This is a genomic window from Leptothoe sp. LEGE 181152, from assembly GCF_032906605.1.
In the GTDB taxonomy this organism is placed as follows: Bacteria; Cyanobacteriota; Cyanobacteriia; order Phormidesmidales; family Phormidesmidaceae; genus Leptothoe; species Leptothoe turfae.
Genome location: NZ_JASATU010000062.1, coordinates 51,636 through 65,436, shown reverse-complemented (window position 1 = coordinate 65,436; position 13,801 = coordinate 51,636). Strand labels below are relative to the sequence as shown.

Below are 13,801 nucleotides of genomic sequence, written 5' to 3'. Positions count from 1 at the left end.
TGCCAGCAGCCTACAAGAAAGGATTTACACCGGCTCCTGTCACCTCACAAACATAATTCAGAACAACGGGTGCCCGAGGTGCTCCATCTAACTCTGGCGGATACTGCGTTACTCTCAAATACTCACTGTCATCAGAGTTCCACTGATCTAACAGAACAATATCATAGAATAATTGTTCATCTACTGAACTGCCAGTAAACTCATACTCCCATGCCCATGGCTCACCAAATTCGTTGTAGTCAGCATAGGGACTCAGCTCGTCGCTGACCCCCAGAAATTGAGGAAAATCTCTCTCGTCACTAGTCAGAAATAATCCCCCTTGGGTGGTAAACAACTCGACATTGAGGTCTTCCAATCCCTCTTGACTGGAACAAACATAATCTACATAAAAACCCAATGGGGGCTCAAACGAATCGTACTGTGCCTGGGTAGCAGAACCAAAGAACACTAAAGCAGAGCCAACACCGATAGAAATTGTGAGTAAGGGTTTCATACTCTCCATATGCGTGCGTATGAGTAGTAATTTTGGCGTTACTGATCCTCAGAAAGTAATCCTCAGAAAGATTTAATCTGAAAAATTACGAGTTTAGGGTAAGTCTGGCAGATCGATTCATCCTCTCAAGCAGCAACGGCAGAACTTTCAATGATTAGTTACAGCCGTTGTTCATAGAGCAATAGTGCCCAGTACGCCCATAAGAATCACATTTTTTGATATTGACTGACAGTGCAATGATGAGCAGCACCGTCGGTCAAATACCTAAAGCTTAGACGCCTAAAGTTAGAAATGTTTACCAGAACACTTGACGACTTTCTAGAAAAACGGTAACAATAGATACAGAAATGAACGTTCGTGATCCATTCACTACTTCTTTTGCTAGTGAGTTGGGTCATGGAAGTAGGCAGCAGAGCTTCTATGCACTGCCATCCGAAGGAACGCACCTCAATTTCTAGACACATCACGTTGTATTGAGGAAGTTAATCCCATGACACTACATCCTGTTACTCCCCTAACCTCTGTTGAGAATAAAGGACGCCTTCTTAAGCATGCCAATCGTCAGCAATCGCGCAACCGTCAGCGCTCTATGTTGATGCGTACTATTCAGCAGGTTGCTACTGAACCAATGTAAGCGCGCTGTTTACTCTCCTCTTTTTTATTAACTCTAAAAGGTCCCTGATCAATTGATCAGGGACCTTTTATGCCGTTAAGCCTTAATTTCTGCACTGCTGAGTGAGTCGCTGATGCCGACGCTAAGATCATCGACAGGACCGATGACTGGACACGGGCGGATTGGACACTCACGATGAAGAGCACGTAGCCGATCAACCGCTATGCGGCACAGCCGAACAAACTGTTCAGGTAGAGTTTATTCACCTGGGGCTGATTCACACCATTTTGCATGAGAAAGAGAGACAGAGCGGCCTGCATCACCCGTTCCTGGCTCCACAGTTCATGGGTGCTCAAATAATCCTGCATTGATTGATGTAGCGTTTCGGGAATCTCGATCATGAGGCTGACAGTGGCTGGAGCTGTGGTCATTGGAGTCATAAAGATAACGAAATAAATGTATAGACACAACAAACTGGAGCCTAGTACAAACTCTTTGCCCAAGCGTGCCACGGAGGGCTAACGACATTTGGAACACAGGACAAAGAAGACGCAACTAGGTCGCCTGGTGCAGTGGTGTTTCATTGTGCAGGAGACCCTAGGAATTCGCAATGTCCGTCAGTTTTGGGAATGTTCTAATTCGAAATTTAGGCTGACGACACCAATAGGGTTCAGCCCATTTTTTTGTTAATTATCGTTACAAACTGAGAGCGATCCCCGGTCTTCATCATTTTCCACAAAAGGGCTGAATGCACTGAATCTTCGTCTTAATTTGTGGATAACTCCATGTGAACTGGGGAAAAGTCACGGAAAACCCTGGGGAAAACGCCTTCTATTCTTAAGAAAAATAAAGTCGCAAATTTACGCAAATAGACCTCGGTGGCATGGGACGAAAGTTGGCACTTCATAAATACGGCTCAACGCCAACCTTCGTTAATTTTTGGGGGTAGATGCCAATGACCACTGCCTAATACCTATGAAAAAAATATCCTCAGGTCAAATCGTCCAAATCAACATCTCTGACGGTGGCACTCCCAAACGCCCTATTTTCGAAGTTCAAATCACCCCAGCTGGTCTCACCGGCGATCGCCAACGCAACCTCAAATATCACGGTGGCCCAGACCGTGCCGTTTGCCTCTGGTCCGCCGATATCATCCAAACCTTACAAAACGAAGGCCACCCCATAGCACCAGGCAGCACTGGCGAAAATATCACGGTGGCTGGCCTCACGTGGGCACAACTTGAACCGAATATGCAACTTCAGCTTGGCGATACAGTTCGGCTGCTGATCACCGACTATGCCGCCCCCTGCCGCCACATTAGCCGCTACTTCAGCGATCGTCGCTACAGCCGCATTAGCCAAAAACACCATCCCGGTACCAGTCGTCTCTATGCCCGCGTTTTATCTCCGGGTCTTGTCCACGTCGGAAATAACATACAGCTCACATAAAACAATTTGCCCTGCAAGGCTGCGGCTGTCTAAGGGTCTTACCAGAACCCACTGATAAAGCCCCCCCTCGTTTGTGCCGCATTGGTTTCGGTGCATGGATAGGGCACCTTACAAGGTGTGGCATCTAATATCCCGGTGGTTGCCAACATTCTCCAATGTATTGATCTAACATTTGGGCAATGCTTAACAATTCCATCTCTCGCCAACGTTTTCCCACTAATTGAACCCCTACCGGTAGTCCTTGGGATGTTTGCCCCACGGGTATGACAACCGCCGGATGGCCACTTAAGCTAAATGGAATCGTATAGGCACCATTGGCAATACTGTGGGGATATTGTTTGCCATTGACCTCCACAACAGTCCAGGCAGGTCGATGGGTAAAGGCTGCTGTCGCCGCCACGGGCATCAGCCAGACATCCCATGGTTCTAAGGCTGCATCCAACCTAGCAATATAGTTATCGCGCTCCGTCAGGGTTTCAAAGTAACCCTTGAGGCTAGGTCGCAACAGCTCTGGCCAGAACTTGGCAAAATTACCTAATTGACGCAGGTTGCGATCGCCCTGGGTTGCCGTTCGATATAACAGTGTTAAACTGCGTCGGATCGTATACCAATCCTTAGGTTGGGCGTAGTTATTAAGATAGGCCGCCATTTGACCATACAGCGTCCATATCTCAGACAAATCAAAATCACCTGGTGACCATTGATCTGTCTGGGCTCCAGCTTCTGTTAAAGTATGTACCACCGTTTGCATCGCTGCAAGAATCTCAGCGGCTACCGGAATCTCTGGCCATTCATAAATCCACGCAATTTTTAGCTCACTGAGTTCTTTGCCAGAAGGCACATCTAAAGGCACTGGCGGAATCTCTGGGCGTCGTGGATCGGCACCTGCTAGCAAGGAGAATCCCAACCTTAAATCCTCTATGGAACGGGCAAAGCACCCTATGGTCAGCATTTGCCGCAGGCAGTGGGGCATTCCAGGTGTTTCTGGAATATGACCTGCTGTGGAAATCCTTCGCTCTGTTGGCTTTAGCCCATATACTCCACAAAAATGAGCGGGTTGACGTACCGATCCAGCAATGTCATTACCAATCTCCAGCGGCGATAATCCGGCTGCCACCGCCGCCGCACTGCCGCCTGAACTCCCTCCAGCTGTATAGTCAACATTCCAGGGATTATTCACCCGAGGGAAAAGAGAATTCGTACTTTGAAAATCTGCCGCTAGTTCCGCCAAATTAGACTTGCCCATAATTACAGCCCCAGCTGCTCTTAGACGAGCCACCACGGTGGCATCCTGCTTGGGAACATAATCTTTTAGAGGCGGATAGCCCACCGTTGTCTGGAGACCAGCAGTTTCAAAAATATCTTTTACAGTCATGGGCACACCATGCAAAGGTCCCCAATTTTCTCCTTTTGCCAGAGCATCGTCTGCTTGTTGCGCCTGTTTTCTTGCTCCCTCCGCATCCAAAGTGCAAATAGCATTCAGCCGAGGATTATATCGATTAATCTGGTCTAAATGAGCTTCTAGCAACGCTACAGCAGAGATTTTGCCGTCCCGAATCATTTTTGCCAGCTTATGGGCAGGTAGAAACACCAGATCGCTCATTAGATTGATTTTCCATAGGCTAAAGGACACATTATAGGATTGCCTGGAGGTGAAGACGGTAGGCGTTAGACTACACAGCCAGTGTTTCCTGGCGCTGACGAAAGTAGTCCACCAAAAAATCAATCGCCCGACGTACCCGCAAAGGTAAATGCTGACGATTGGGATACACAATCCAGGTAGAGCGATCCCGATCCCAGAAGTCTTGCAAAATAGGCAATACCTGTCCAGCCTCTAAAGCTTCCGCCAAATTTACCCGAGGCGAATAGGCAATGCCTAATCCCATCACAGCTGCTGCTGCTAACGCTGGTCCATTGTTGCTACGCCAGACCCCAGATACCCGGATAAACCGTTCTCCATTAGGGTAGGAAAATCGCCAGCGGTCGGTATTGGCAATTAAACAAGCATGGTCGCGCAGTTCCTCAGGCTCGATGGGCTTACCCCATGCCCGTAAATAGTCAGGACTGGCACAGGCCACCAGGGTGCGCCCGGTTAGTTTGCGAGCAATCAGACTGCTATCTTGCAGCACTCCATAGCGAATGGCAAAGTCAAACCCTTCATCAATCAGGTCGATATTACGGGTATTAAAGTCGATGTCGATGTGCACTTGGGGGTGCTGTCGAGCAAACTCTGCCAAAGCGAGGGCCACATAGCGTTCTGCAAAAGCTCCTGCTGCCGATACACGAATGCGACCCACCACCTCAGCCGTCTCACCCACCACCACCTGGTTGGCTTCTTCTAACCCTGCCACCAGTTCAGAACAGCGACGATAGTATTCTGCTCCAGCATCTGTCATGCGCACTTTACGGGTGGAGCGGGCCAATAACCGAATGCCTAATCGCTCCTCCAGAGCAGCCACCTGACGACTGACATAGGATGTGGAAACGCCCAGCCGCTTTGCGGCAGCGGAGAAACTGCCTGCATCCACCACGGTCACAAATTCTGACACACCATCCCAAATGCCCATGGATCTATATTGTTGCTGCTGAGCAAAGGTCATTTAACTAAACTCGATTTTATATTGTCTGAGCAACAATAAGCATATAGTTGACCGATTCGACCCAACTGGGGCTGTAGTACTGGCTTTTAAGACAATGCCGACGGGTATTGACAGTTAGGCAAAATAGCATTGGTTTAGCGTGCTTTAGGGTTTTCGGATTAATTTCTTTGTGCTAAATTTTTCAGATTTTCTAAATTCGTTAGGAGCAACGTTCCATGGCTAATCCTCGTATTCTGATTGTTCTCACATCCCACGACCAACTAGGTGACACCGGACATGCCACTGGGTTCTGGCTAGAAGAACTGGCCTGTCCCTATTACACCTTTTTAGATGCTGATGCCACTGTTACGCTTGCATCTATCCAGGGGGGCCAGGCTCCGTTAGATCCAAAAAGTCACCTAGAAGAGAGTCAAACTGACGATACAAGGCGTTTTATAGCAGATAGTGCAGCCCAAAACGCATTAGCCAATACCCTGGCTATTGACCAGGTTGATGCAGGTGATTATGACGCTATTTTTATGCCCGGTGGTCACGGCACCATGTGGGACTTTGCAACCAGTTCTACCCTGAGCAATTTGATTGAAGCCTTTGATGAGGAAGAGAAAATCATTGCAGCTGTCTGTCATGCGCCTGCTGGATTGGTGAATGTGAAAACCTCTGCGGGGGAGCCGTTGATCAAGGGTAAAGTAGTCACTGCCTTTTCCAACAGTGAAGAAAAGGCAGTTGCATTAGACACGGTTGTTCCCTTCTTGTTAGAAACTCGTCTGCGGGAGTTGGGGGCAATCTTTGAAGCCGGCCCAGACTGGGGAGCTTTTGCTAAGCAGGACGGTAACTTGATTACGGGTCAAAATCCAGCTTCGTCTGAACCAGCAGCTCAGGCTGTTTTGGCGGCGTTAAAGTAGGCTTTGGAAAAGTTTTTGAGTGGTGTGCGATCGCATCACGCTGATGGAAAGTCGGATGCGATCGCACAGAGTAAACAACTGCCTCCCCTTACTCCCTCTTCCCCTTGAACTCTCCTTATCCTCCATCACCTTCCACTTTTATCAAGATTCTTATCGCAAAAGTGTCACTTAGCACCTATTAAGGCAAAATTGGGCGGCTACAATAGCCTCACCAATCTGGAAAAGGCGATGGTATCCCTCAGATCCAAAACGTTATTCTTTTCTGGCATCACCGCTGGTATTGTTATCAGCTGGTTGACTCAGCTAACCCCAGCCTGGGCCAACTGCCCCGATTGGGTCGGTAGTGTAGAGTGGCATCGCCCTACAATGACCGCCCATTTCCAATTTCTACAAAACCAGACCAGCTATCCATGGGGTAACGCCCGTGTTTTTGAACGTATTGAAAACGGCCAGGTCTTTCTAACAGAAGCTTTTGATACGCTCGACGGAGAACAAAAGCAGCAAGTACTTCAGACACTGTTCTCCTTTGATAGTCGAGACTACCTCACCGAAGAAGACTATTTAGAACGTCTGAAAGCACCAGGAATGGGACTGTCTCCCTACCAGGTCATGACCCATGAGGGCCGTTTACTACGCGGAGTGTATGACGGCTGTACTGTGTTTATCCTATTGACCGAAAAGCAGCGCTACAGCTGGGCCTATCTTAGTCAGGGTCGCAGCCAGCCCTATAACCTAGCCGATAGCCTGTTACGCAACGCGGGACAACCAAGCTGGCGACAGGTTAATTTCCCCATCGGTGCCATGGCCGAAAAGAGAGTCCGGCTTAACTTCTGGAAATCCATAGGCTATGAAAACCGTGACTGGTGGATTGCCTGGGTGCCAGAAAATGGCTATTTTGAAATTAATGTCCCTGGGAATTTTGACACAGCTCTACTAGAAGACTATTGGCAAGTTGCCGATCAAAACTACCGTTATATGATTGTAGGCAACGACGGAACCTGGCTAGAAGAGAAACGATTTTAGATAAAAGCTAAGCATGAGTGTTTAGGGACTTACCGCTGAATAAAATACCCGTTTTGCCTGGCTGTCAGATGTTAGGCGTTGGGTGCTTTAGCCTATTAGCTATGAAGCTAAAGTACTGTCAACATTTCAAACAGTGAACTTTACCAGAATAGCGTATAGCGATGGGACTATTAGTCAATGGCATATGGCAAGACCAATGGTACGATACCAGTAGTACCGGCGGACGCTTTGTTCGTAAGGCCTCTCAATTCCGCAATTGGATTACACCTGATGGTGCCCCTGGCCCCAGAGGAGCAGGTGGCTTTAAGGCAGAAGTTGGACGCTATCACCTTTATGTCTCTTACGCCTGCCCTTGGGCACACCGCACCCTAATTTTTCACACCTTAAAAGGCCTAGAAGAGATCATATCGATCTCTGTTGTCCATTGGCTTATGGGTAACAATGGTTGGACCTTTGAACCAGGAGAAGGCGTCATTGCCGATTCTTTATTTAATGCTAAGGTTTTACATGAAATCTATACCCATGCTGACCCTAACTATACTGGGCGGGTAACCGTACCTATCCTATGGGATAAACAAACTCAAACTATTGTTAACAACGAATCGTCAGACATCATACGCATGCTTAACAGTGCGTTTGATCAAATTGGGGCTAAATCAGGAGATTTCTATCCTGATTCGCTCAGAAAAGAAATTGATACCTTGAATGAACGTATTTATAACACCGTCAATAATGGCGTGTATAAATGCGGCTTTGCCACTACCCAGACAGCCTATGAAGAAGCCTTAAAACCACTGTTTGAATCCCTTGATTGGCTGGAAGAGATTCTAACTAATCAGCGCTATCTTACCGGTAATCAGCTTACCGAAGCTGACTGGCGATTGTTTACAACGCTGGTGCGCTTTGATCCAGTCTATGTCGGACATTTCAAATGCAACATGCGGCGGATTGTGGATTATCCAAACCTTTGGGGGTATGTGCGCGAGCTATATCAAATGCCTGGTGTGGCACAAACGGTAAATTTCTCACATATTAAACGCCACTATTACCAAAGTCATGAAACCATTAATCCAACCAGCATTGTTCCCAAAGGTCCGGAAATCAACTTTATGAGGCCTCACAAACGCAAGTTGTAAAGGATATTTTCAGGTTTTAATCAGTAACAGTATCCCACTTGAACACATATACGTTAGAATGCGGAAGCGGCGAATGTCGATGGAAATCAATTAACTAAGATATGCTCGGAGTCATTCTTGGAGATGCGTTTGGTTCTGCCCATCAACGCACCAAAATCCAAGACTTTGAACTGATTACTCCAGATAGCCACTGGACAGAAAACACAGTTTTTACACTGGCTACTGCAGACTACTTGCTCTATGGCGGGGAATACGAAGAAAGCTATACACGTTGGTATAGTTGGTATCCCGATGTAAAGGGAGGGTACAACAACAGCTTTAGTGAGTGGGCTAAGACAAATGGCCTAAAGCCTTACTACAGTTGTCGTAACGATGGCGCACTGAGAGCGGCCCCCATCGCCTATGCATTTGACAATCTTAAAGAGGTTATGGAAGAAGCTGAGCGCTCTGCCATGGTCAGTCACAACCATCCTGACGGCATTAAAGGTGCCCAAGCAACTGCTGCTGCTATCTTTCTAGCCAAAGAAAAGGCTCCAAAGGAGACCATCTCACAGCTGTTAACCAGTATTTTTGGTTATAGCTTTAAGACACCTTACCAAGAGTTGCAACAAAGCTATCAGTTCAGCTGCTTAGCAACAGACACTGTGGAAGCAGCTATTACTGCATTCCTGTACTCCAAGGACTTTGAAGATGCTGTTCGCAAAGCCATTGCCCTCGGGGGTGATGCTAAAAGCCTGGCCGCCATTGCTGGTGGTATTGCGGAGGCCTTTTATCCAAAGGTGCCAAAATCACTACAGACATTAGTGTGGGATTTACTGGATGAAGGTCAGCAAGATTTAATCACCGAGTTTCAGACCGAATTTGTAAGAGAGGTGTTACAAGTACAAGCCGCTTAATCCTTGGGTAATGAACACTGATAACGTTCAACCTCAGTAAACAGAGATACCGATAATCGACTGTTCCAAATTTCTTGTCGGCACTCCAAAAAGTCAGCAGCACACCGCGCAAGCAATTTTTCGAGCCTGCCACGGTGTGGGTTTTCTATAGCTAAAAAACCACGGCATTCCTTTATACGCGATTGATCAAGCTTTTGATCAGTCGCGGCTTTTTTTAACCGTCCCCTCACCGTAAAACAGCAATTCGCCTGGTCTAGCATCCATAGCAATCGTGGCTACATCGGCATCGAACGAGAACGTCTCGATGAAACCAAACCAGCGGATCTTAAGGAAGCCTTTAATATTGGAAAAGAGCTCTCTACTCCACTGAACAGGCTTTTGTCCACAATCTTTGGCCCAGTGATCAACCATTTTTTTGCCAGACCATTAATATTTTTTTCAGATATGCTTAGCCACCGTTAATAAGCATATCTGTTCAAGCATTTGCCTGGGCGCGCGCTGTAGGCCAATTCAATCGTTCCGATAGATCCCCCCCTACAGGAGCACCCGTTTAAAAAACTAACCAACACCAAAACCAGACCAAACCTCTCCCGCCGCACCATGGGCGACGAAGCCACCTACATACAAGTCGACATCCGCAACGCCCCAGTGGTTAGCTTCCGATGCCATATCCTATGTGCCGGGTATGTGCTTTGGCATTGATAGTGGCGGATTAGACTAACCCATGCGCAAATGGAGAGGTTTATCGTGTTAATCCAAAGCAGCGGCAAGCCCGTTAATCAATTGGCTAATCTCATCCTCGATTGTGTAATGGAGAAATGATAATCGCAAAACTCCAGTATCAACGGGAATATTCATCTCCGCTAACGGACGCATGCTGTAAAAATTTCCCTGCCCTACCATCAGTTTCTTTTCTGCTAGTACCGCACATATCTCATCAATGGATTTCTTTTTGGGTACGACAGATACAGTGGGCGCGCGCAACGCTGGATCATCTGGCCCGATAATGGAAATATCGTCGCGCTGCCGTAGCCACTCCAGAAGAGGTTTTAGCAAGCTTTTCTCATGCTCTTGGAACAGTTTCTTAAGCTGCCGTCCCTTTTCTGCATGGTTAACAGCTTCAGAGAAATGATGCTCATAAACTGTATCCAGATACTGGGTTACACCAACAGCAGCAGCAATCTGGGCATGGTCCGGACCAGCTGGCAACATCTTCTTCCGAGCACTATGTGCATTAAAGGAATGTCCCTGGTTGGGTAATTTATCCATGATCTCTTTTTTAATAGTCATGAGACCGAGATGTGGCCCCCATGTCTTGTATAGGGAAAACAGATAAATATCGACCCCCAGAGCCCTAATGTCCGGCAGGCCATGGGGGGCATGGGCTACCCCGTCAACAACAACACAGATATCCGCAGTCTTTACCTTTGAGACAATCTCTGCGACCGGATTAGTATGGCCAATGACGTTGGAACAATGGGGAAATGCCAGCAGTCTGGTTCTATCGGACAACAGGGTATCCAGATGATCCGGATTCAACCTACCTGTCTCAGGGGCAATGCGCCATTCCTTAATCACAATGCCTGTTTTTTCAAGACGTCTCCAAAATCCGGCATTGGCCTCATGATCCTGATTAGAGAGGATGATTTCGTCCCCCTCGTGCCATATCTCCCGGAAGGCATGGGCCAAAACATAGAGGTTCTGGGTAGTGGATGGGCCAAAATGAACGTCATCTTCGCTAACATTGAGGTATGCAGCTAGTTGACGGTAGGCTTCATCCATTGCCGCACCAGCTTTTTGTGCGGCTGGATAATTGTAATAAGGTTGAACTTTGGTCTGTGTATAGTAGTCGTTTAGATGGGAAATTACCTGTCGGCATGTATAGGACCCGCCTGCATTTTCAAAAAAGCCCCATCCGTCTAATGACGGTTCTGCAAAGGCAGGAAATTGACTTCTAATAAACTGTGAATCTAACTGCGTCAAAGTTCTCTCCTCATCTCAGGCAACAGTAGGTAGTCATTAGCTTATAATGATCTTGCCTCGCTCAGGGAGATGTTAATCCTTGTGCAGGCAATGCTAGAGCGTTACATTATTCTATGGCAACAGATTTGTTAGGCGATGGTCTGCTCAATCAAGCAATAACAGTAATAGTCCCATAGCGAGGCTAATCCACTCGTCGCCATCAATGTCGAGTCACCAAAACAGCGTGGACCACAGATGGAGCAACCACCACACTCCACTTTGTCAGATGAACGGTACCAATGAATACTGTTTTATCCCTCAATAGACAGAGCTGTTTTGAAATCAGCCAGGGATTGAAAGCCCATTTTTTCGTTCAGAAAACCGAGCTTTAGGGGCCAGTTTCAATGCCAAGATCTCATACTGAGAATTGCTGCGATTGAGCATAACGGATCGTGAAATCAGGTAATAATTTGATAATTTACTAAGTTATGTCCGAAAAATCAGTCCGTAGTTTCGGAGAAGAAGTTACAAGGAAGTTACAAAGAAGTTACAAATTTAAGGAGAGATTGGTACCTACGGTCACTCAAGCTGTTGGTGGCTGATCCAAGTAGCAGCTTGACTGCTGACTTTTTTGACGATTTTTTCGCACTTGAGCAAAGTCAATCGTATCTAACACTATTAGGGGTGCTAAGAGTACTATGGGCGATCGCAAAACTGGCTGGATTACTGACGGGCAGAGTCTCCAGGATTACCAGCTAGAAAATCAAGAAGTGAGGGCGCTTTTAACCCGTGTAAAAGTGACCAAGCAGTTTATTCGATTCCTGGAAAAGGCCAAGCAGGAAATTACCCAGAATGATGAAGAAATTTTAGCGGCTACTCAGCAGGAGCCATCTGAGGAAAACCTCATCCCGAGATTTTTTAGATCCCTTAAAAAGTGGTTTACAAAGGATGCTAGCTCGAATGAGCTGCTGAACACATCGATCAAGCATCTTCAAAACAACATTAAACAGATTCTGGCTAATGTTGATTCGGACATAGAGTTATTTGATGCTGAGTTGGTGATACCGAATGACTACCAGGCCCAGAAAGATGTGGTCAATAGCGATCGCATCGCCCCCCCTATCGACACGGAAATCAGCCAGCACCTCGCCAAGATTTTAGATAGCAGCCTAGCAAATCTGCCAAAAAGCGTAGCATTTAACCATGAGCTGCTGGCACAGGTTGAGGGTGCTCTGCAGGAACTTTCTCCTATTTCAGCACAGGAAAAAGCAGCCTATTCAAAGCTGATTGAGGATGCTTTTCACCTGCTACCGGAGCTGATAGCTAAGCTCTCCAATGCACCAATACTACAGGAGCTGATGCAGCAGCCAGAGCTAATAGCCAACCTCACCAACTTCACAGATTCAAAAATGCTAAAGGAGCTGATGCAGCAGCCAGAGCTAATAGCCAACTTCACCAACTTCAAAAATTTGATATCACCCACTAGACCATCGGGGGACAAGCTTAAAATTCGTCAGTTTCCGCTCCCTACTACTGATCCAGACTCGGTTACTGGGGAGTCAAAGACGATCAAACTGCAACTGCCCCTGACTCGGCATCTGGTGAATCGCATTACCCATGGCGAAGACATCCTGCTGGAGCTGCCTAGGGTCGTGGATTTATCCTACTGGTGTTCGCCAGTCAAGGACCAAGGGAGCCTGAATGCCTGTACCAGCAGCGCCATTGCATCCCTGGTGGAATATTTCCAAAATCGCTACGCCCAGGGCTCATCAGCAGATGGTACCTTTACCCCAAGCCATCTCTCCGCTCGCTTTTTATATAAGGTTGCTCGTCGGTTGGGGGCTGGGGAGCTAGGAGCTGACGCAGTGAAACGATATGGGCGATACCTCAAAACCGAGACCGGCCAGGCTGTCTCCGAGGCAAAGCAGCAGGCTCTCTTGCAACAGCTTAAGGCAGACATGGAGGTCGCGTTTACGTCCACCGCACAGCTGCAGAAGTACATTGACGATGAAAAAATCGCCGAATTTATGACCGACTTTACCGATATCGGCGCTTCCCTACGGCAAACCTTTAAAGCACTACAGCTATTTGGGATTCCCCAAGAGCGCTACTGGCCCTATACTTCTAGCTCTCCAGATTTTGATCTAGAGCCCAGCCCCTTCTGTTACGCCTTTGCCCAAAGTTATCAGGCACTTAAATATTTCCGATTGGATCCCATAACAGAGAATCCTGGGTCCCCCAATGAGCCGACCTTGGAATGTGCTCAAATCATACTGTCTCAAATTAAAGTGATTCTAGCCTCGGGCTTTCCTGCTGTCTTTGGCTTTATCCACGATGCAACCTACGATCAGCCCTACGGCAAAACATATACTAACGGGGGTAATATTGTCTGTCCGATAGATTCAGAGAAAATCAGCGCCCTCAAGCAGCAAATTCACGACCCTAACAACAGCCAGGTGACGGGCCATGCGGCTTTGGCGATAGGCTACGACGACGATCGCCGAGCCTTTTTGATTCAAAACTCCTGGGGAACTGACTGGGGCAAGCAAGGTTATGGCTGGCTGTCCTATGATTATGTGCTCCAGGGACTGGCCACCCACTGGTGGACGCTGCTGACCACCAAGTGGGTAGAGGTGAGCAACTACGGTCTTGATACTCGTTTAACGACACCGATTAAAACGAAAAAGGACAAGTAGGCTTTGCGCCAGTGGTGTCCCACGTTCTGTT

The 13,801-nt window shown here is 47.5% G+C and carries 13 protein-coding genes; 8 read left to right on the top strand and 5 right to left on the bottom strand.

The window, feature by feature from the left end; all coding sequences use genetic code 11:
• Positions 1-10: 10 nt before the first annotated feature.
• Positions 11-493: a hypothetical protein gene (locus QGP82_RS27855; protein WP_163702887.1), complete on the bottom strand. Its 483-nt coding sequence runs from the start codon at positions 491-493 to the stop codon at positions 11-13.
• Positions 494-983: 490 nt separating this feature from the next.
• Between QGP82_RS27855 and QGP82_RS27850 the strand changes: the two genes are divergently transcribed.
• On the top strand, positions 984-1,127 hold the full coding sequence (locus tag QGP82_RS27850; protein ID WP_163664646.1) for a hypothetical protein: 144 nt from the start codon (positions 984-986) through the stop codon (positions 1,125-1,127).
• A 200-nt stretch (positions 1,128-1,327) separates the two neighbouring features.
• Here the strand turns inward: QGP82_RS27850 and QGP82_RS27845 are convergent, their stop codons facing one another.
• Entirely contained in the window at positions 1,328-1,546 is a 219-nt protein-coding gene (locus QGP82_RS27845; protein ID WP_156828329.1) for a DUF2811 domain-containing protein, read from the bottom strand.
• Positions 1,547-2,081: 535 nt separating this feature from the next.
• Between QGP82_RS27845 and QGP82_RS27840 the strand changes: the two genes are divergently transcribed.
• Positions 2,082-2,555 (top strand): MOSC domain-containing protein, encoded by a 474-nt coding sequence (locus QGP82_RS27840; protein ID WP_163702888.1) that lies wholly within the window; start codon positions 2,082-2,084, stop codon positions 2,553-2,555.
• Positions 2,556-2,679: 124 nt separating this feature from the next.
• Here the strand turns inward: QGP82_RS27840 and QGP82_RS27835 are convergent, their stop codons facing one another.
• Together QGP82_RS27835 and QGP82_RS27830 are read right to left on the bottom strand one after the other, a co-directional pair.
• Complete coding sequence (locus QGP82_RS27835) at positions 2,680-4,158, bottom strand: amidase (protein ID WP_499061642.1); 1,479 nt, start codon at positions 4,156-4,158, stop codon at positions 2,680-2,682.
• Between the two features lie 70 nt (positions 4,159-4,228).
• On the bottom strand, positions 4,229-5,155 hold the full coding sequence (locus QGP82_RS27830) for a LysR family transcriptional regulator (protein WP_348917968.1): 927 nt from the start codon (positions 5,153-5,155) through the stop codon (positions 4,229-4,231).
• 215 nt (positions 5,156-5,370) lie between these two features.
• Here QGP82_RS27830 and QGP82_RS27825 point away from each other — a divergent pair, with 215 nt between their 5' ends.
• The 5 genes from QGP82_RS27825 (at position 5,371) to QGP82_RS27805 (ending at position 9,574) form a co-directional block, all read left to right on the top strand.
• On the top strand, positions 5,371-6,057 hold the full coding sequence (locus QGP82_RS27825) for a type 1 glutamine amidotransferase domain-containing protein (protein WP_163664638.1): 687 nt from the start codon (positions 5,371-5,373) through the stop codon (positions 6,055-6,057).
• A 228-nt stretch (positions 6,058-6,285) separates the two neighbouring features.
• Complete coding sequence (locus QGP82_RS27820) at positions 6,286-7,080, top strand: phosphoribosylaminoimidazolesuccinocarboxamide synthase (protein ID WP_163664636.1); 795 nt, start codon at positions 6,286-6,288, stop codon at positions 7,078-7,080.
• 161 nt (positions 7,081-7,241) lie between these two features.
• Positions 7,242-8,216, top strand: coding sequence for a glutathione S-transferase family protein (locus QGP82_RS27815; RefSeq protein WP_499061641.1), 975 nt, complete (start codon positions 7,242-7,244; stop codon positions 8,214-8,216).
• Positions 8,217-8,317: 101 nt separating this feature from the next.
• Positions 8,318-9,112 carry an ADP-ribosylglycohydrolase family protein gene (locus QGP82_RS27810; protein WP_163664632.1) on the top strand — a complete coding sequence of 265 codons (795 nt, stop codon included), beginning with the start codon at positions 8,318-8,320 and terminating at the stop codon, positions 9,110-9,112.
• Between the two features lie 258 nt (positions 9,113-9,370).
• Positions 9,371-9,574 (top strand): hypothetical protein, encoded by a 204-nt coding sequence (locus QGP82_RS27805; RefSeq protein WP_499061766.1) that lies wholly within the window; start codon positions 9,371-9,373, stop codon positions 9,572-9,574.
• A 288-nt stretch (positions 9,575-9,862) separates the two neighbouring features.
• On the opposite strand, the gene QGP82_RS27800 is transcribed toward QGP82_RS27805, so the two are convergent.
• On the bottom strand, positions 9,863-11,095 hold the full coding sequence (locus QGP82_RS27800) for an aminotransferase class V-fold PLP-dependent enzyme (protein WP_499061640.1): 1,233 nt from the start codon (positions 11,093-11,095) through the stop codon (positions 9,863-9,865).
• A 677-nt stretch (positions 11,096-11,772) separates the two neighbouring features.
• On the opposite strand from QGP82_RS27800, the gene QGP82_RS27795 reads away from it, so the two are divergent.
• Entirely contained in the window at positions 11,773-13,770 is a 1,998-nt protein-coding gene (locus QGP82_RS27795; protein ID WP_499061639.1) for a C1 family peptidase, read from the top strand.
• Positions 13,771-13,801 lie beyond the last annotated feature (31 nt).